This is a genomic window from Pseudomonas flexibilis (assembly GCF_000806415.1).
GTDB lineage: Bacteria > Pseudomonadota > Gammaproteobacteria > Pseudomonadales > Pseudomonadaceae > Serpens > Serpens flexibilis.
Window position 1 is genome coordinate 19918 of record NZ_JTAK01000006.1, and the last position, 17237, is coordinate 37154.

The window sequence follows — 17237 nt, forward strand, 5'->3', positions numbered from 1 at the left end:
ACGCGATGAAACTCAATCTTCCCGTCACCGGACGCCGCACAGAACTGGCCGCCGACAGCAACATCCTGTCCACCACCACGCCCAAGGGTGTGATCACCTCGGTCAACCCCGAATTCGTCAAGGTCAGCGGCTTCAGCGAAGCCGAACTGCTCGGACAGTCACACAACATCGTGCGCCACCCGGACATGCCGCAGGCGGCCTTCGCCGACCTGTGGCAGAGCCTCAAGGCGGGCCGCTCGTGGATGGGCCTGGTCAAGAACCGTTGCAAGAACGGCGATCACTACTGGGTCAGCGCCTATGTGACGCCGATCGTCGAGAACGGCCAGGTGGTGGAATGCCAGTCGGTCCGCACCCGGCCGGCCCCCGAATGGGAGGCCGCCGCACAAACGCTGTACGCCGACCTGGCCGCCGGACGCCGCCCGGCGGCCCTGCGTCGCCCGGTCCTGGGCCTGTTCGGCCATCTGCTCGGGCAGAGCGGGCTGATCGCCGCGCTGGTGCTGCTGGTCGGCTGGCTGGGCCTGGGCATCGACCCGCTGGCCGGCCTGGCCTGCGCCGGCCTGGCTCTGCTGCTGCGCGGCGCCAGCCTGTGGCTGAGCCTGGCGCCCTGGCGCGCGCTGCTCGGCCAGGCCCGGCGCATCGCCAGCAATCCGCTCAGCCAGTGGATCTACACCGGCCGGCGCGACGAGTTCGGCGAGGTCGCCTTCGCCCTGCGCATGCAGGCCATGGAGAGCGGCGCCATCATCGGCCGGCTGGGCGACGCCTCGCGCCAGCTGGCCGAACAAGCCGAACGGTTGCAGGAAACGGTGGGCCGCAGCGACAGCGGCGCCCGCCGGCAGCAGGCCGAAGCCGAGCACATCGCCAGCGCCATCGAGCAACTGAACGGCAGCGTGCAGGCGGTCGCCGAGAATGCCCAGCACAGCGCCGAATCCGCCACGCTCGGCGACCACGCGGCGCAGGTCGGCAAGGAGCAGGTCGGCGCCACCGCCCAGGCCATCGCCGCGCTGGCCGGACAGATCGAGCAGACCGCCGAACGGGTGCTCGGCCTGCAGGCACACAGCAGCCGCATCACCTCGGTGATCGAGGTGATCGCCACCATCGCCGAGCAGACCAACCTGCTGGCGCTCAACGCGGCGATCGAGGCGGCCCGCGCCGGCGAGGCCGGACGCGGCTTCGCGGTGGTCGCCGACGAGGTGCGCAACCTGGCGATCCGCACCCAGGACTCCACCCGGCAGATCCGCGACATCCTCGGTGCCCTGCAGGAGCAGATCGAGACCGCCGCGACGGCAATGCACGACAGCCAGGCGCAGGCCGAACGCAGCGAAACCCAGGCCGCGCTGGCCAGCCAGGCGCTGCTCGACGTGCATGAGCGGGTCACCGCGATCACCGAGATGAGCGCGCAGATCGCCCGCGCCGTGGAGGAGCAGTCGGCCGCCTGCGGCGTGATCTTCCAGAGCATGGAAGCCATCCGCGACGGCCACATCGACAACGTCGGCCACAGCCAGGCCAGCCGCGAAGCCGCCCTGGAAGTCGGCGGCCAGGCCGACCGGCTGCGCCTGCTGGCCCGCCAGTTCTGGGACCGGCGCCTGCCTCAGGCGAAGAACCAGTAGCAGACGCCGATCGCCGCCAGCACCCCGGCCAGGTCGGCGAGCAGCGCGCAGCCCACCGCGTGGCGGGCGCGCTGGATGCCCACCGCGCCGAAATACACAGCCAGCACGTAGAAGGTGGTTTCCGTGCTGCCCTGCACGGTGGCGGCCAGCAGCGCGGGAAAGCTGTCCACGCCGTGGGTCTGCATGGTTTCGATCAGCATGGCCCGCGCCGCGCTGCCGGAGAACGGCTTGACCAGCGCGGTGGGCAGGGCGTCGACGAAGCGGTTGTCCCAGCCGGCCCAGTCGACCAGCCAGCGAATGCCGTCCAGGCCGAATTCCAGCGCGCCGGAAGCGCGCAGCACGCCGATGGCGCAAAGCATGGCGACCAGATAGGGCAACAGGCTTTTGGCCACATCGAAGCCTTCGCGGGCACCCTCCACGAAGCTCTCGTAGACCGCCACGCGCTTCAGCGCGCCCACCAGCAGAAACAGCAGGATGATGCCGAACAGCGTCAGGTTGCCGAGCAACGAGGACAGCGCGGCCAGCGCCGTGGCGCTCAGGGTGGCCAGCAGCGCCATGAAGCCGCCGAGCAGCAGCGCGCCCGGCAGCAGGTAGGCGAGCACCACCGGGTCCCACAGGCGCAGGCGCTGCATCAGTGCCACCGAGAGCAGACCGGCCAGCGTCGAGGCGCTGGTGGCCAGCAGGATCGGCAGGAACACCAGCGTTGGGTCAGCAGCGCCCTGCTGCACCCGGTACATGAAGATCGACACCGGCAGCAGGGTCAGTGACGAGGCGTTGAGCACCAGGAACAGGATCTGCGCATTGCTGGCCGTGGTGCTGCTCGGGTTGAGTTCCTGCAGGGCGCGCATGGCCTTGAGGCCGATGGGCGTGGCGGCATTGTCCAGGCCCAGGCCGTTGGCGGCGAAGTTCAAGGTGATGAAACCCAGCGCCGGATGACCGCGCGGCACCTCGGGCATCAGCCGGGCGAACAGCGGTCCGAGCAGACGACCCAGGCCGTCCACCAGGCCGGCCTTCTCGGCGATGCGCAGGAAGCCCAGCCACAGGGTCAGGGTGCCGAACAGCACGACCATCACCTCGACCGACAGCCGCGCCATGTCGAACAGGCCCTGCACCATGGCGGCGAACACCGCCGGGTCGCCCCCCACCAGCCAGCGCACCAGCGCCGCCAGGCCGGCGATGACGAAGAAGCCCAGCCACAGGCCATTGAGCATCGTGCGATCCCTCGAAGGATGAATGGCCGGGATGATACGGAGGCACTCCCGGTCGGTCATCTACGCTGACAAGGCCCAACCGTGGAGAGCGACACCATGAAGAAGATTCTTGTCGTCTATTACTCGATGTATGGCCATGTCGAACAGATGGCCGAGGCGGTGGCCGAAGGCGCGCGCAGCGTGTCGGGGGTCGAGGTGACGCTCAAGCGCGTGCCGGAAACCATGCCCGAGGACATCGCCCGCAAGGCGGGCGCCAAGCTCGACCAGGCGGCGCCGCTGGCCACGCCCCAGGAGCTGGCCGACTACGACGCCATCCTGTTCGGCAGCCCGACCCGCTTCGGCAACATGACCGCGCAGATGCGCAATTTCCTCGACCAGACCGGCGGCCTGTGGGTGAAGGGCAGCCTGATCGGCAAGCTGGCCAGCGTGTTTACGTCCACCGGCACCGGCGGTGGTTCGGAGACCACCATCACCTCCTTCTGGCACACCCTGGCGCACCACGGAATGCTCATCGTCGGCCTGCCCTACAGCGCGCCCGAGCTCAACGACATCAGCGAACTGCGTGGCGGCTCACCCTACGGCGCCGCCACGATTGCCGCCGCGGACGGCTCACGCCAACCGAGCAGCAAGGAACTGGCACTGGCGCGCTTCCAGGGTGAGCACGTGGCCCGGCTGGCCGTGCGCTTTACCTGACCCGTCGCAGAGGTTCGGACGCTCACGGCCCCCGGAAGCGTCCGAACAGGAAGGAAGCGACGAACAGCACCAGGAAGATGATGAACAGGATCTTGGCGATCCCGGTGGCCGTCCCGGCGATGCCGCCAAAGCCGAGTACCCCGGCGATGATGGCGATGATCAGGAAGGTAATGGCCCAGCTCAGCATGGCGTATTCCTCGTGTTGACCCGATGGTGGGCGACTCAAGGCCGCTAGAACACCCAGCTCGGCGGCTGCGACCGTTCCAGCCTGGCCGGCCGACCTACCGGCAGTGTCTGCTGACGGGCCTGCCGGGTGTCTGTTGGATGGACCGCCGCTGCGTCCGGATGTGCCCCCGAGGCCGACGGATGCCCGGCGTCCTTATGCGCGTCACCAGAGCCTTGCAGGATGCCCAGCATCGCCATCACCAGCAGAGCAGTCCCCGGCGAACACTTCTTGTGGTCATGCATCACTTCACACACCTCGCCTGACGCGGGAGCAGCCATTACGCCCACCCGCCACGCCTGTGAGCGTAGCCCGCCCACACCGCGACGCCGGCACAGCCTGTCGGGCGGTCGCCTTACATGGCCTCCTCGGCCTCAGGCGCTTCCACACCGGGCACCTGGGCAGCTGGGGCCAGCACCTGCAGCAGGGCTGCGGTTTCCGCATCCGGAACGCCGTCATGGCGCGAGGGTCGGTATTTCATCTGGAAGGCGGCCAGCACCTTGAGGGTCGCCTCGTCGAGCTCGCCATGCCGGGGCACGGGATAGCCCAGGGTCGCCAGCCGCTGCTGGTACCAGGCAGGGGGTGGCAGGCCGACGGCGGCGAACAGGCGCTGGCGGATACCCACCTGGGCGTCGTCCGGCCAGGCGATCAGGCCTTCGGCAGCCAGGCGATACCAGGGGAACAGCGGGCCGGGGTCCACCTTGCGCTGCGGGGCGATATCACTGTGACCGACAATACTGCCCGGCGGCAGCTCGTGGCGCGCCACCAGTTCCTTGAGCAGGCGGATCAGCACGTCGATCTGCGCGCGCGGATAGGGATGCCAGTGGCGGTTGCCATCGGCGTCCTCCTCATAGCCCGGGTTGACCAGTTCGATGCCCAGCGTGCTGGCGTTCAGCCAGGTGCGGCCCTGCCACTCGCTGTCACCGGCATGCCAGGCGCGCCGCTGTTCATCCACCAGGCGGTAGACGGCAGGCGGCTCGGCACCAATCAGGTAGTGGGCGCTGACCTCACCCCGGGTCAGCAGTTCGAGGGAACGCGGCAGGTCGGTGGAGGTGTAGTGCAGCACGATGTACTGCACCCGGCTGCTTTGGGCCACGGAGCTCTGGCTGGTGTCGATGCGCAGCCCACCGCAGCCGGCCAGCACCAGCAACGCCAGGACGAGGATTGCCTTCATGTCGCCGCTCCGTATCGCCTTGCCCGCCGTCGCGGTGCAGGCCTGGCGGGCCGTCGCGGGCCCGCCCAACGGTTATAGCCGATGTGCCGGGAAGCGCACGCGCGGCTGGGCCAGACGGTCCTGCGCGCGCACCAGTTGCAGTTCATAGCTGCCGCAGGCCTGGGTTTCCAGCAATACCTCGTGCACGGCGGCAGCGCAGAATTCGAAGGCCTGCAGCGGCTCGTCGCCCAGCAGCAGGCGCGCCAGGAACAGACCGGAGGTCAGATCGCCCACCCCCACCGGCTGACGTGGGAAGGCCAGCAGCGGCCGGCGCAGCAGCCAGGCGTCCTGGGCAGTGACCAGCAGCATTTCGAAGTCCTCGGCGCACTTGCCGGGGTAGTCCAGGTGCTTGACCAGCACCACACGCGGGCCGCGCGCCAGCAGGGCGCGGGCCATCGCCACGCAATCGGCCAGGGAGTCCGCCCGGCGGCCGAGGAAGCTGTCCAGCTCCAGCTGGTTCGGGCACAGCAGGTCCGCCTCGCCGATCGCCTCCTCGAGCAGGAAATCGCTGACTTCCGGGGCGACGATGCAGCCCTTCTGCGGATGCCCCATCACCGGGTCGCAAAGGTACAGCGCGCGCGGGTTGGCGGCCTTGATGCGGCGCACTACCTCGAGAATCGCCCGGCCCTGGTCGGCGCTGCCCAGGTAGCCGGACAGCACGGCGTCGCAGTTGCCCAGCTCGCCGATGTTGGCGATGCCGGCCACCAGTTGCGGAATCAGCGCGGGCGCCAGCACCTCGCCGGTCCACTGGCCGTACTGGGTGTGGTTGGAGAACTGCACCGTGTTGAGCGGCCAGACATTGACCCCCAGGCGGGCCATGGGAAACACCGCCGCACTGTTGCCGGCATGACCGAACACGACATGGGACTGGATGGCCAGCAGGTGGGGCGTGCGTTTCATCGAGGGGGTCCTGGAAATCGAGGCGGCGCAGTATCGCGCAAAACCGTGCCAGCGCAAACGCGGTGCTGCTTGCGGTAAGCTGGCGCGACTTCCCTGCCGGAGCCCGCCCCGTGTCCCTCGCCTCGATCTTCCTGCTGATGTGCGCCGGCACGGCCGCCGCCTGGCTCTGGCATGCCCATGGCGTGCGCGAGCGGGCGCTGCACGCGGTGAAGCAGCATTGCACGCGCCATGATCTGCAGCTGCTCGACGACACCGTGGCCCTGCAGGGGCTGAAATGGCTGCCGGATGCCAACGGCCGCCGCCGTCTGGCCCGTCAGTACGCCTTCGAATTCACCGTCACCGGCGAGCAGCGCCATCGCGGCAGCATTCGCATGTTCGGCCTGTACCCCGGCGGCATCCAGCTCGACCCCTACCCCTGCCCGCGCGCCGCCGAGGAGCCCGGCACCGTCCACGAGCAGACGCCGGAGGCACCGCGTGCCAGCCAGGGCCAGGTCATCCATCTGGAGCAATGGAAGCGCGAGCGCTCACGCTGAGCAGCGAACCTTGTGGGGTTGCACGAACCGGCGGCCAGAACAGCGCTGACCGCCCGACGAACGACACCGCCCCGCAGGGTGGTCAACGCCTCGCGTTGGCCACCGCTGGACCGCGCCCGCCAGGTCGCCTTCAGTGGCCCAGCAGGTAATCCTGCACCAGCCGCGCCGTCGCCTGCGGGCGCTCCTGCATGAAGCAGTGACCACCCTCCACCGCCCGGGCCTGCACCTGGGGATTGAGGCGCGGCCAGCGGCGCGCCGAGTCGAGCACGAACGGGTAGCTGTCCTGGCCGTAGATCAGCGTGCTGGGCGTGCGCACCTGGCGCAGCGCGCGCCACAGTCCCTTGGGCGCCGTACTGAATATTTCGGCTTCGCGGGTGGGATGACACTTGAGCTGCAGGCCACCCTCGGGGTGCGGCTTCATGGCGTTGTCCACATAGGCGATCAGCGCCGACTCATCCCAGTTCTTGAAGATGCCGCGCCCGCGCAGGCGGCTGCGCGCCTCGTCGGCGTCCGCCCAGTGGTTGCGCCGCGCGCGGGCGCGCTTGGCCTTGTCGTTGAAGCGATCGTAGAGGCCCAGCGCGCCGAGGACCTGCTTGAGGCGCAGCATGTTCGGCGTGAACAGCACCGGATCGAGCAGCACGGCGCGCTGGAACAGCGCGGGCTGGCGGGCCAGGATCAGGCTGCTGAGCACGCCGCCGAAGCTGTGGCCCAGGGCAAAGCGCGGCACCTCGCCGAACGCTGCACGACCGGCCTCGAAGGCCTCCACCGCCAGCTCGGCGCTGCGGTTCCAGCCCACGAAGCGCCCGCCGTGGTCGCTGTCGCCGTGCCCCTGGGCGTCACTGATCCACAGGTCGAACTGCTCGGCCAGGTGGCGCAGCAGGGGCTCGTAGGCGCGGCCGCAGAAACCGTTGCCGTGCAGGAAGTGCAGCAGGGGCTTGCCGGACGGCGCGCTGTGCCAGCCGCGCAGGGTAAAGCCGGCGGAACAGGTGTGGGCCCAGGGTTGCAGATTCATAAGCGGTCTCTACTGCTGAGATGAACGGGGCCGCGAAACGCGGGCTGGCATCTTAGCGGCAGCCGCTCATCCAGTGAATCGACAGTCTTGGAACAGGGCGTTCAGCCGCTGTGAATCCTGCGCCTGGGCGAAGATCAGCTCGAGCCGCGAATCCCGCCGCCAGGCACTCGGCCGCAGGATCAGTTCGGCACCGTCCAGGGCATTGGCGGCGAACCACCCCTGCTCGCCCTGCATCACCAGCTTGGCGCGTCGCCACGGCAGGCTGGCCAGTTGCGTGCACAGTCGCGGCAGATCGAAGCGCTGGCTCGGGTGCCAGCGCCAGCCGATGCTCCAGCCCTCCTGTGCGTCGCGAACCTCGCACAGCGGCTGCGCCGGATCGCGCCACAGCGCGCCGGCCGGCGCCGGGGCGGCATCCGGCCAGGCGGCAGCCGGCGTTTCCGGCAGCGGCGTGGTCGGCAACTCGGCCAGGGCGATCTGCCCCTGCTCGGTCCAGCGCAGCGGCGTGGCCGGCCAGCGCGCCGCCAGCGCCTCACGCTGGGCGGCCGAGAGGGCTTGCGCCTTGTTCAGGACCAGCAACCCGGCCTGCTCGAGCACCGCCGCCTGGCTGTCCGGCAGCGCCGCGCCGGTGGACAGTGCGGCGGCATCCAGCACCAGCACCAGCGGCTGCAGGTGCAGCACGCCGCGCCAGGGTGCCGCCGCCAACTGGCGCAGCAGCTCGGCCGGATGGCCGAGGCCGGACGGTTCGATGAACAGCCGCTGCGGCCGACTGCGGCGCAGCAAGCGCGCCAGACCGACCTGGAACGGCGCACCGCTGACGCAGCACACACAGCCGCCGGCCACCTCGGCCAGGGCGATGCCGTCTTCGCCGGTTTCCAGCAAGGCGGCATCCAGGCCGATGGCGCCGAATTCGTTGATCAGCAGCGCCCAGCGTTCCTCGACCGGCTTCTGGGCGAGCAACTGGCGCAGCAGGCTGGTCTTGCCGGCGCCCAGCGGGCCGGCAATCACATGGGTGGGGATCTGTTCGAGCATGGCGCTATGGTGCGCCTTCGCGCGGCGGACGTCAGCCGTCCCGTGGCGCCAGGCTCCCGCAATCCGCGCCGAGCCAGCGGGCATGGGATTCCAGGCGGCCATGGCCGGGTCGGGTGGTGTGCAGCGCAAAACGTCCGTCGAGGCGGGTGACGAACTCGCGCTCGCTGAGGAACTGCGTTTCACCCTCACCCTGGGCATCGCGGCAGTCGAAGGCGAAGCGCCACAGCCGCTCGCCGCGCTCGGTCAGCTGCGGGCGGCAGCCAGATCCCTGGGGCAGCACGAAGTCGGTGGTGCGCAGCCGGGCCTCGTCCAGGCACAGCTGCACCGCGCGCCCGGCCAGCTGCACGCCCTGGCGGGCCAACTGGTCCAGCAGCTGCTCGCGCTGCACGCCGGAGAGGTGCTCCAAACCCACCAGCAGGCGGTCCAGGTCGGGCAACGACTGGCCGTCGACCTCCAGGTTGCGCGGGGTGAACTCCCACAGCCCCGGCAGCAGCTCCATGGCCTGCGCGGTCAGCGATGAGCACAACAGTGCACCTGCCAACGGCAGGCGAAGCGAAGGGGGCATGCGGCGATCCTTGCGTGATGGATGCCGCAAAGCCTAGTCCAGCCACCGGCAGGTGCCGGGGAGCCCTACTGTCCGCAGGGCCAGACTTCGACCGCGGGACGCTCGTGGCGCGGCGGGCCGAGCCAGTCGGCCAGCGGCCGGCAGGCGCCGGCCTGGCACAGCTGGTAGTCGCCGGCCTCGGGGGTGCGCCCCAGGCGCAGCTGCGGCAAGACCGGCAGCTGCGGATGGTACTGCCAGCTGCCGTCACGCAGCACGGCACCGTCCGGCACTTCCATGCCGGCGCCGGTGCCGCGGATGCGCGCCGCGTCGAGCCGCAAGCCCTGCGGCGTGACGCGGTAATCCTCTTCCCAGCGGATCTTCTCGATGGTGTGGGTCCAGGCCAGGGTGAACTCGGTGGTGGGCACTTCTGCCCACACCACCCCGGCCAGTCCCAGGCACAGACCGATCATGCGGCGATCGGCTGCGCCCGGCGCGCGCGCCACAGGTGCTGGGCGACCAGCAGGATGCCTAGGCCGAAGCCCAGCTGATCGCTGATCGGCAGCGCCAGCACCAGCGAGACGCCGGCGGCGAACGCGATCAGCCGTTCCCACCAGGCCAGCGGCCGGCTGATGAAGCCCACCACGGCGAAGCTCCACAGGCCAATGGCGAAGGCGCCCTTGACGAACATGTAGATAATCGCTGCCAGGCTGTCGCCCTGCATCATCAGCGCCGGGTCATAGACCGCCATGAAGGGCACCACGAAGCCGGCGGCAGCGATGCGCACCGCCCACAGGCTGATCTTGAAGCCGCTGGCCCGGGCAATCGGCGCGGCCGCGAAGCAGGCCAGCGCCACCGGCGGGGTCAGGTCGGCCATCAGCCCGAAATAGAACACGAACATGTGCGAGACGATCAGCGGCACGCCCAGGTCGAGCAGCGCCGGAGCGGCGATGGAGCTGGTGATGATGTAGTTGGGAATGGTAGGGATGCCCATGCCCAGCACCAGGCAGGTGATCATGGTCAGCACCAGCGACAGGAACAGGTTGTTCTGTCCGATCGCCAGGATGTAGCCGGCGAAGGTGGTGGCGATACCGGTCAGCGACACCACGCCGATGATCACCCCGACCAGGGCGCAGGCGATACCCACCGGCACCGCGTGACGCGCGCCTTCGGCCAGCGCGTGAACGCAGGTGCGCAGGGTTTCCCGGCCGCCCTTGACGAACCAGCAGGCCGCCACCAGCGCGGCGATCACCCCGAACACCACGCCGATGCCGAGCTTGAAGAAGCCGGCGCAGGCGATGCCCAGGGCGATCCAGAACAGGATGCGCAGCGTGTTGGACGAGACCCGCAGGATCAGGGCCGAGCCGAGGATGACGATGGCGGTCAGCGCCAGGCCGACGGTACCGGAGAACATCGGCGTGAAGCCGGAGAACAGCAGGTAGACCAGCACCACCAGCGGAATCAGCAGGTACCAGCGCTGCTTGACCGCGTCCAGCGCGCTAGGACATTCGTCCTTGGGCAGGCCCTTGAGACCGGCGCGCTTGGCTTCCAGGTGGACCATCCAGAACACCGCGCCGAAGTACAGCAGCGCCGGCAGCAGCGCGGCCTTGGCCACTTCGACATAGGGCACGTTGATGGTCTCGGCCATGATGAAGGCGACCGCGCCCATCACCGGCGGCATCAGCTGGCTGCCCATGCTGGAGGTGGACTCCACGGCGCCCGCGAATTCCGGCTTGTAGCCGAAACGCTTCATCAGCGGGATGGTGAACTGGCCGGTGGTCACCACGTTGGCCACGCCGGAGCCGGTGATGGTGCCCATCAGCGCGGAGGACGCCACCGAGACCTTGGCCGGGCCGCCGGTCTTGTGGCCGAACATGCCCATGGCGAAGTCGGTGAACAGCTTGATCATCCCGGCCTGCTCCAGGAAGGCGCCGAACAGGATGAACAGGAAAATGTAGGTGGCCGACACATAGGTCGGGGTGCCGTAAAGGCCTTCGGTGCCGAAGGACAGTTGGTTGACGATCTGGTCGAAGCCGTAGCCACGGTGAGCCAGGTCGCCCGGCAGGTACTGGCCGAACAGACCGTAGGCCAGGAACAGCGTGCAGATCAGCGGCAGGGCGATACCCATCACACGCCGCGCGGCTTCGAACACCAGCACGATCAGCAGCACGCCGACGAACATGTCCTCACGGGTCAGATCACCGGAACGCTGGATCAGATCGGCCTCGAAGTGCCACTGGTAGAACGCCGTGGCCATGCCCGCCAGGCCGAGCAGCCAGGCCAGCGGTTGCCAGGGGCGGCTGGCGCCACGTGCCGGGTAGGACAGGAAGATCAGCAGCAGCAGGAAGGCCACGTGGCCGGAACGCAGCACCTGGGTGGACACCGGGTGGAAGGCGGCGGTGATGATCTGGTAGGCGGAAAACAGCAGGGCGACATAGAACAACGTCTTCGGCCACTGGCTGGGGCTGACGTTCAGCCCTTGTTGCTCGCTCATGGAAAACTCCCGGAGACGGCGTGGAATCTAATGGGACGACCAGTCCCCCGGCGGCTGCCGGGGGACTGGGATGGCGGGCGCAAGGCGCGCCGGGGGCTCGCTTACTTCAGCACACCGACTTCACGGTAGTAGCGCTCGGCACCCGGGTGCAGCGGAATCGGCAGACCCTTGACCGCGTTTTCCAGGGTGATGCCCTTGGCCGCGGAGTGGGCGTTGCCCAGGCGCTCCAGGTTCTCGAAGGCCAGCTTGGTCATCTGGTAGGCGACTTCCTCGGAGACGTTCTCGTGGGTCACCAGCATGTTGGTGATCGAGGCGGTCATCACGTCCTTGTCCTGGCCGTCATAGGTGCCGGCCGGGATCGGGCGCGCCTGGTAGACCGGGCTGCCAATCTTCTCGACCACGTCCTTGGGGATTTCCACGAAGGTGGTCGGCATCATCGCCGCCAGGTCACGGATGGCCGCCATGCCCAGGCCGGAGGACTGCAGGGTGGCGTCCAGCTGACGGTTCTTGATCAGCTCGACCGACTCGGCGTAGGGCAGGAATTCCACGCGGCCCAGGTCTTCGTAGCTCAGGCCGGCGGCCTTGAAGATGGCGCGGGCGTTCAGCTCGGTGCCCGACTTGGGCGCCCCGACGGAGACACGCTTGCCCTTCAGGTCAGCCAGGGTCTTGATGCCGGATTCCTTGCTGGCCACCACCTGGATGTAGTTCGGGTAGATGGAGGCGATGGCGCGCAGCTTGTTGAGCGGCGCCTTGAAACCGGCGTCGGCATTGCCCTTCCAGGCGTCGTCCACCGAGTCGCCCAGCGAGAAGGCCAGCTCACCGCGACCGGCCTGCAGCAGGTTGAGGTTTTCCACCGAGGCCTTGGTGGCCTGCACCGAGGTGCGGGCGCCGTCGATGCCGTTGCCGTACAGCTGGGACAGGGCCACGCCGATCGGGTAGTACACACCGCTGGTGCCACCGGTAAGTACGTTGATGAAGGTGGGTGCGGCGACAGCCGCGGTGCTGGCAGTGAAGGCGACAGCGGCCGCGAACAGGCCGAAGCGTTTGCTCATGCGCATGGATTGCAACTCCTTTTTTTATGGGCAGACCCCGCAAGGGGCGAAGCCGATCAACCCGACGGTCGAGGGGCTTGCCAATACCCTAGCAGGACCTGTGCCAGCGACATCGCAAGGGCTGACAAGCCCATGGGCCGCGCTCTGGCGAGCCATCGCCAGTTCCCCGCCGCCAGAGAACCAGCGGGAATCCGCCCATAGCCGACCCGACATCGGCAAGAATCCGCCTATTCCGGCTCCGAATCGCTGACCCCGGCCGGCAGATAACGGCTGCGCTGCAAGCCGTGACGCTGCATCTTTTCGTTGAGGGTGCGCCGCGGCAGCTGCAGCAGGGCCATCACCTCGGCGATGTTGCCCTGACAGCGTTGCAGTGCCTGGTGCAGGCACTGCGCCTCGAAGGCCTCCATCTGTGCGGCCAGCGACTGACTGACCGGCGCCCGCGCCAGGCCCGGGCTGGCCAGGCCGAGCACATGGCGTTCCGCCGCGTTGATCAGCTCGCGCACGTTGCCCGGCCAGTCATGGGCCAGCAGCCGCGCCATGTCGGCCGGCTGCAGCGGCGGCGCGGCGCGGCCATGCCGCTCGGCGGCCTGGCGGGTGTAGTGGTCGAACAGCAGGGGAATGTCCTCGCGCCGCGCGCGCAGCGGCGGCACTTCGATTTCCGCCACGTTCAGGCGATAGAGCAGATCCTCACGGAAGCGGCCGGCGCGCACCTCGTCGTGCAGGTCCGGCTTGGCGGCGCTGATCACCCGCACGTCGACGCGGATGCTGCGGTTGGAACCCAGGCGCTCCAGGCTCTGCTCCTGGATCACCCGCAGCAGCTTGACCTGCTGGGCCAGCGGCATGCTCTCGATCTCGTCGAGGAACAGGCTGCCGCCGTCGGCGTGCTCGATGCGCCCGATGCGCTTGCCCTGCGCGCCGGTGAAGGCGCCGCTCTCATGGCCGAACAGCTCGCTCTCGAAAATGCTTTCCGGAATCGCCGCGCAGTTGAGGGCGACGAACTCACGCCCGGCGCGCGGGCTGAAATCGTGCAGGCTGCGCGCCACCAATTCCTTGCCGCTGCCGGTCTCGCCGCGGATCAGCACGTTGACTGGCGCGCCGGCCAGCTCCAGCACCTGCTGGCGCAATTGCACCATGGCCGGCGAGGCGCCCAGCAGCAGGCTATCCAGCTGCCCCTTGCGGGCCACCTGGGCGCGCAACTGGCGGTTTTCCATGACCAGCCGGCGGGTATCCAGGGCGCGGCGCACGCTGTCCAGCAGGCGCTCGGGACTGAACGGCTTCTCGATGAAGTCGTAGGCGCCGCGCTGCATGGCCTGCACCGCCATGCTCACATCGCCGTGGCCGGTGACCAGGATCAGCGGCAGCTCGCGGTCGATGTCCGCCAGGCGCTCGAGCAGCTGCAGGCCGTCGCAGCCGGGCATGCGCACGTCGCTGACCAGCACGCCGGGGAAATCGCGGCCCAGCAGCGGCAGCGCCTCGGCGACCCCGGCGCAGACGCGCACGCTGACCCCGGACAGTTCCAGCCACTGGCGCACCGCCTGGCGGATGGCCGCCTCGTCGTCGATGAACAGTACTTCGGTGCTCATGCCCGTTGCCTCTCCGTCATGCCGATATGCTCCACCGCCGGCAGCCGCAGGGTGAAGATGGCGCCTTGCGCCCCGTTGGCAGCCTGCAGGCTGCCGCCCAGGTCACGCAGGATGCCATAGGAAATCGCCAGCCCCAGCCCCAGCCCCTCGCCCACCGGCTTGGTGGTGAAGAAGGGATCGAACAGGTGGGGCAGATGCTGCGGATCGATGCCGCCGCCGTTGTCGGCCACCGACAGCGCCCAGCTCTCCCCGTCGCGGCGCGTGCCGATGGCCAGGCAGGGCGCAGGCTGGTCGGCGCAGGCGTCCAGGGCGTTGTCCAGCAGGTTGACCAGCACCTGCTCGACGCGGATCGCCTCGCCCAGCACTTCGGCGCGCGGGTCCACCGCCAGCTCCACGCGCACCGCCGATCCCCGCAGGCGCGGCGCCAGCAGCTGCAGCGCGCGCTCCACCACCGGCGCCAGACGCACCTGTTCGCGCAGCCCGCCGGGACTGTTGCGGGCGAAGGTCTTCAGGTGGCCGGTCAGCGCGCTCATGCGCGCCACCAACGCGTCGACCTGCTCCAGCGCTTCCGCCATGTCGGCGGCGCGACCGCTGCGCTGCAGCAGCTGCAGGCTGCCCAGCTGCATGCGCAGCGCGGTCAGCGGCTGGTTCAGCTCGTGGGCCAGGGCGGCGGACATCTGCCCGAGCGCGGCCAGCTTGGCGGCCTGCACCAGGCCCTCCTGGGTGCGGCGCAGCTCCTCGGTGCGCTCGACCACCAGCCGCTCCAGCTCGGCGCGGCTGCGCCGCAGCAGCTGGCGGTTGCGCCGGCGCTGCAGCCCGTAGAGGGCGCCGAAGGCCAGCGTCATCCACAGGGCGGCGGCGATCAGCCGGTAGGCCAGCACCGTGTCGGAGACCACCGCGGGGTCCTGCAGCAGGTGCAGAGTCCAGTCCTCGGTGGGCAGCGCCTGGTGCTGCCAGAAATAGTCGCGCGGACCGTCCGGCCCGTGCAGGCGACGCAGCTCGCCGTCGTCAAAGGCGAGTCGCGTCTCGCTGGGCAGTGCACGCAGGTTCTGTTCGGCGTACTTGCGCTCGGCCAGCAGGCGCGCTCGCTGTTCGCCGCTCAGCGGCTGCAGGTGGCCGAAGCGCCAGGCGGGCCGGTTGCTGAGGATCACCACGCCGTGGTCGTCGCTGATCAGCAGGGTGCCGTGCTGGCCCACCCAATCGCGCTGCAGCTCCTCGAGCTCCAGCTTGACCACCAGCACGCCGAGCGGCTCGCCATCCTCGACCCGCCGCGAGAAGAAGTAGCCGGGAATGCCGGTGGTGACGCCCACCGCGAAATAGCGCCCGGCGCCCTGCTCCAGCGCGTTGCTGAAATACGGGCGGAACCGGTAGTCGTGGCCGACGAAGCTGCTCGGCTCGTTCCAGTTGCTGGCGGCCAGCGTCTGGCCGTGGCGGTCCAGCACATAGAGCACGCTGGAGCCGGCCGCCTGGTTGAGGCGCTCCAGCCGCTCGTTGAGGGCCTGGCGCAGCGCCGGGTTGTGCGGATCGCGCAGCAGGCGGTGCACGGCGGTGTCCTCGGCGAGCAGCGCCGGCAAGGCGCGAAAGCGCTCCACCAGGGTGTGCAGATTCTGCCGGTACAGCTCCAGCTGCGCGCGCCCTTCCAGGCTGCGGGCTTCCCAGGCGCTGCGCTCGCCCAGCCGGCCGGCCAGCCAGACGCACAGCAGGCCGCCACAGAGGATCAGCAGGACGTGGAACAGGACGGAACGGCGCAGACGGGGCACGACGCGACTCGGCAGGCGAACGGGATCGGCATGGTATGCCAGGCGGCGCGCGCGTGCAGCACGCCTCCATCGGGTCGCACGGGGCCCGTTTGTTGTAGGAGCGGCTTCAGCCGCCGGTTTTCGCCCATGACCGCACGACAAGCATCGCGGCTGAAGCCGCTCCTACGGCCGCTCCTACCGGTTCGGTGCCTCAGACATACAGGTCGGCGCGGCTCCAGGGCAACCTGTGCGAACCGTCGGCCAGCGGCCGCACGGCGAGGATCTGGTGCAGGTTGATCCAGTTGTGGCGGAAGCCGTAGGCGCAACCGGCGAGGTACAGGCGCCAGATGCGCAGGGTCTTCTCGTCGACCAGCCGCGCGGCTTCCGCCAGCCGCGCCTCGAGGTTGCCGCTCCAGAACTCGAGGGTACGCGCGTAGTGCAGGCGCAGGCTTTCCACGTCCACCACATCCAGCCCCTGCTCGCTCATCTGCGCGATGGCGGTGGACAGGTGCGGCAGTTCGCCGTGGGGGAACACGTAGCGTCCGATGAACTCGCCGGCGCCGCGGCCGACCGGCCGGCCATCCGGATAGCGCGAGGTGATGCCGTGGTTGAGCACCAGGCCGCCCGGCTGCACCGCGTCGAACAGGTGGCGGAAGTACAGCCCCAGGTTGGCGTGGCCGACGTGCTCGAACATGCCGACGCTGACCACCTTGTCGAAGCGCCCGTCCCCGGGCAGGTCGCGGTAGTCCATCAGCTCCAGGCTCACGCGATCCGCCAGACCCTCGGCGTCGACCCGCTCGCGGGCCAGCGCCAGCTGCTGGCGACTCAGGGTGATGCCGGTGACCTGGACGCCGTACTCCCGGGCGGCGAAGCGCGCCAGGCCGCCCCAGCCGCAGCCGACATCCAGCAGTCGCTCGCCCGGCTGCAGGCGCAGCTTGCGGCACAGGTGATCGAGCTTGGCGCGCTGCGCCGTGGCCAGGTCTTCCGTGCCGGTCGGGAAATAGGCGCAGGAGTAGACCATCTCCGGATCGAGCCACAGGGCGTAGAAGGCGTTGGACAGGTCGTAGTGGTAGGCGATGGCCTCGGCGTCGGTCTGCCGGTCATGGGCCACGCGCGCCTCCGGCGCGGTGCTGTCGGCCACCCCCATGGCAGCGCTGAGCTGGTCGGCCAGGGCAATGACATCGGGCAGCGGCCCCTGCAGGTCCAGGCCACCGTCGATATAGGCGCCGGCCAGGGCGTCCAGGCGCGGGCTCGCCAGCAGGGCGAGCAGCGCCGGATCCTTGATGTCCAGGGTCACGCGCGGGTCCGGGCCGAGCTCCAGTTGCTGGCCATCCCAGAGCCGCAGACGCAGCGGCAGGCGCAGCGCGCGCAAGGCCGGGGGGAGAGTCGCCTGCATGTTCCAGTTCC

At 69.4% G+C, this 17237-nt stretch carries 16 protein-coding genes and 1 pseudogene; 4 read left to right on the forward strand and 13 right to left on the reverse strand.

Features of this window, described 5'->3' with window-relative positions; genetic code table 11:
* Positions 1 to 5: 5 nt before the first annotated feature.
* Together PT85_RS18625 and PT85_RS14325 are read left to right on the forward strand one after the other, a co-directional pair.
* Positions 6 to 335, forward strand: a pseudogene (locus PT85_RS18625) (PAS domain-containing protein); the annotation flags it as partial.
* Positions 336 to 494: 159 nt separating this feature from the next.
* Positions 495 to 1607, forward strand: coding sequence for a methyl-accepting chemotaxis protein (locus PT85_RS14325; RefSeq protein ID WP_407681107.1), 1113 nt, complete (start codon positions 495 to 497; stop codon positions 1605 to 1607).
* On the opposite strand, the gene PT85_RS14330 is transcribed toward PT85_RS14325, so the two are convergent.
* Positions 1589 to 2818: a nucleoside recognition domain-containing protein gene (locus PT85_RS14330; RefSeq protein ID WP_039562231.1), complete on the reverse strand. Its 1230-nt coding sequence runs from the start codon at positions 2816 to 2818 to the stop codon at positions 1589 to 1591. The two genes, PT85_RS14325 and PT85_RS14330, sit on opposite strands and share 19 nt — an antisense overlap.
* Positions 2819 to 2914: 96 nt before the next feature.
* On the opposite strand from PT85_RS14330, the gene wrbA reads away from it, so the two are divergent.
* Positions 2915 to 3511: an NAD(P)H:quinone oxidoreductase gene (gene wrbA, locus PT85_RS14335; RefSeq protein ID WP_027591119.1), complete on the forward strand. Its 597-nt coding sequence runs from the start codon at positions 2915 to 2917 to the stop codon at positions 3509 to 3511.
* A gap of 22 nt (positions 3512 to 3533) precedes the next feature.
* On the opposite strand, the gene PT85_RS17585 is transcribed toward wrbA, so the two are convergent.
* The 3 genes from PT85_RS17585 to pdxY all read right to left on the reverse strand — a co-directional run bounded on the left by PT85_RS17585 (position 3534) and on the right by pdxY (position 5847).
* Entirely contained in the window at positions 3534 to 3698 is a 165-nt protein-coding gene (locus PT85_RS17585) for a DUF1328 domain-containing protein (RefSeq protein WP_027591118.1), read from the reverse strand.
* A gap of 391 nt (positions 3699 to 4089) precedes the next feature.
* A complete protein-coding gene (locus PT85_RS14345) occupies positions 4090 to 4908 on the reverse strand; it encodes an N-acetylmuramoyl-L-alanine amidase (RefSeq protein ID WP_051587479.1) in 819 nt (272 codons plus the stop codon).
* Positions 4909 to 4980: 72 nt separating this feature from the next.
* A complete protein-coding gene (gene pdxY, locus PT85_RS14350; RefSeq protein ID WP_027591117.1) occupies positions 4981 to 5847 on the reverse strand; it encodes a pyridoxal kinase PdxY in 867 nt (288 codons plus the stop codon).
* A 137-nt stretch (positions 5848 to 5984) separates the two neighbouring features.
* Between pdxY and PT85_RS14355 the strand changes: the two genes are divergently transcribed.
* The gene (locus PT85_RS14355; protein WP_037009314.1) at positions 5985 to 6380 is read left to right on the forward strand and encodes a DUF3301 domain-containing protein; all 396 of its coding nucleotides are present in this window, start codon (positions 5985 to 5987) and stop codon (positions 6378 to 6380) included.
* Positions 6381 to 6510: 130 nt separating this feature from the next.
* On the opposite strand, the gene PT85_RS14360 is transcribed toward PT85_RS14355, so the two are convergent.
* The 9 genes from PT85_RS14360 to cfaB all read right to left on the reverse strand — a co-directional run bounded on the left by PT85_RS14360 (position 6511) and on the right by cfaB (position 17226).
* Complete coding sequence (locus PT85_RS14360) at positions 6511 to 7392, reverse strand: alpha/beta fold hydrolase (protein ID WP_027591115.1); 882 nt, start codon at positions 7390 to 7392, stop codon at positions 6511 to 6513.
* A 66-nt stretch (positions 7393 to 7458) separates the two neighbouring features.
* Entirely contained in the window at positions 7459 to 8421 is a 963-nt protein-coding gene (locus PT85_RS14365) for a CobW family GTP-binding protein (protein ID WP_039562234.1), read from the reverse strand.
* A 31-nt stretch (positions 8422 to 8452) separates the two neighbouring features.
* Positions 8453 to 8986 (reverse strand): DUF3617 domain-containing protein, encoded by a 534-nt coding sequence (locus PT85_RS14370; RefSeq protein WP_039607073.1) that lies wholly within the window; start codon positions 8984 to 8986, stop codon positions 8453 to 8455.
* A 65-nt stretch (positions 8987 to 9051) separates the two neighbouring features.
* Positions 9052 to 9435: a DUF1850 domain-containing protein gene (locus tag PT85_RS14375; protein WP_027591880.1), complete on the reverse strand. Its 384-nt coding sequence runs from the start codon at positions 9433 to 9435 to the stop codon at positions 9052 to 9054.
* Positions 9432 to 11456, reverse strand: coding sequence for a TRAP transporter permease (locus PT85_RS14380; protein ID WP_039607074.1), 2025 nt, complete (start codon positions 11454 to 11456; stop codon positions 9432 to 9434). The genes PT85_RS14375 and PT85_RS14380 overlap by 4 nt, the downstream gene beginning before the upstream one ends.
* A gap of 101 nt (positions 11457 to 11557) precedes the next feature.
* The gene (locus PT85_RS14385) at positions 11558 to 12514 is read right to left on the reverse strand and encodes a TAXI family TRAP transporter solute-binding subunit (RefSeq protein WP_027591878.1); all 957 of its coding nucleotides are present in this window, start codon (positions 12512 to 12514) and stop codon (positions 11558 to 11560) included.
* Between the two features lie 221 nt (positions 12515 to 12735).
* Positions 12736 to 14091, reverse strand: a complete 1356-nt coding sequence (locus PT85_RS14390) for a sigma-54-dependent transcriptional regulator (protein ID WP_039607075.1) — start codon at positions 14089 to 14091, stop codon at positions 12736 to 12738.
* Entirely contained in the window at positions 14088 to 15851 is a 1764-nt protein-coding gene (locus PT85_RS14395; RefSeq protein ID WP_039607076.1) for a sensor histidine kinase, read from the reverse strand. The genes PT85_RS14390 and PT85_RS14395 overlap by 4 nt, the downstream gene beginning before the upstream one ends.
* Positions 15852 to 16041: 190 nt before the next feature.
* Entirely contained in the window at positions 16042 to 17226 is a 1185-nt protein-coding gene (cfaB, locus tag PT85_RS14400; protein ID WP_039607077.1) for a C17 cyclopropane fatty acid synthase CfaB, read from the reverse strand.
* Between the last annotated feature and the right edge of the window lie 11 nt (positions 17227 to 17237).

Coding starts and splice junctions, on each gene's coding strand:
- PT85_RS14360 (WP_027591115.1), bottom strand. CDS start 7,392: ATGAATCTGCAACCCTGGGCCCACACCTGTTCCGCCGGCTTTACCCTG.
- PT85_RS14355 (WP_037009314.1), top strand. CDS start 5,985: ATGTGCGCCGGCACGGCCGCCGCCTGGCTCTGGCATGCCCATGGCGTG.
- wrbA (WP_027591119.1), top strand. CDS start 2,915: ATGAAGAAGATTCTTGTCGTCTATTACTCGATGTATGGCCATGTCGAA.
- PT85_RS14370 (WP_039607073.1), bottom strand. CDS start 8,986: ATGCCCCCTTCGCTTCGCCTGCCGTTGGCAGGTGCACTGTTGTGCTCA.
- PT85_RS17585 (WP_027591118.1), bottom strand. CDS start 3,698: ATGCTGAGCTGGGCCATTACCTTCCTGATCATCGCCATCATCGCCGGG.
- PT85_RS14375 (WP_027591880.1), bottom strand. CDS start 9,435: ATGATCGGTCTGTGCCTGGGACTGGCCGGGGTGGTGTGGGCAGAAGTG.
- cfaB (WP_039607077.1), bottom strand. CDS start 17,226: ATGCAGGCGACTCTCCCCCCGGCCTTGCGCGCGCTGCGCCTGCCGCTG.
- PT85_RS14330 (WP_039562231.1), bottom strand. CDS start 2,818: ATGCTCAATGGCCTGTGGCTGGGCTTCTTCGTCATCGCCGGCCTGGCG.
- PT85_RS14365 (WP_039562234.1), bottom strand. CDS start 8,421: ATGCTCGAACAGATCCCCACCCATGTGATTGCCGGCCCGCTGGGCGCC.
- PT85_RS14345 (WP_051587479.1), bottom strand. CDS start 4,908: ATGAAGGCAATCCTCGTCCTGGCGTTGCTGGTGCTGGCCGGCTGCGGT.
- PT85_RS14390 (WP_039607075.1), bottom strand. CDS start 14,091: ATGAGCACCGAAGTACTGTTCATCGACGACGAGGCGGCCATCCGCCAG.
- pdxY (WP_027591117.1), bottom strand. CDS start 5,847: ATGAAACGCACGCCCCACCTGCTGGCCATCCAGTCCCATGTCGTGTTC.
- PT85_RS14385 (WP_027591878.1), bottom strand. CDS start 12,514: ATGCGCATGAGCAAACGCTTCGGCCTGTTCGCGGCCGCTGTCGCCTTC.
- PT85_RS14380 (WP_039607074.1), bottom strand. CDS start 11,456: ATGAGCGAGCAACAAGGGCTGAACGTCAGCCCCAGCCAGTGGCCGAAG.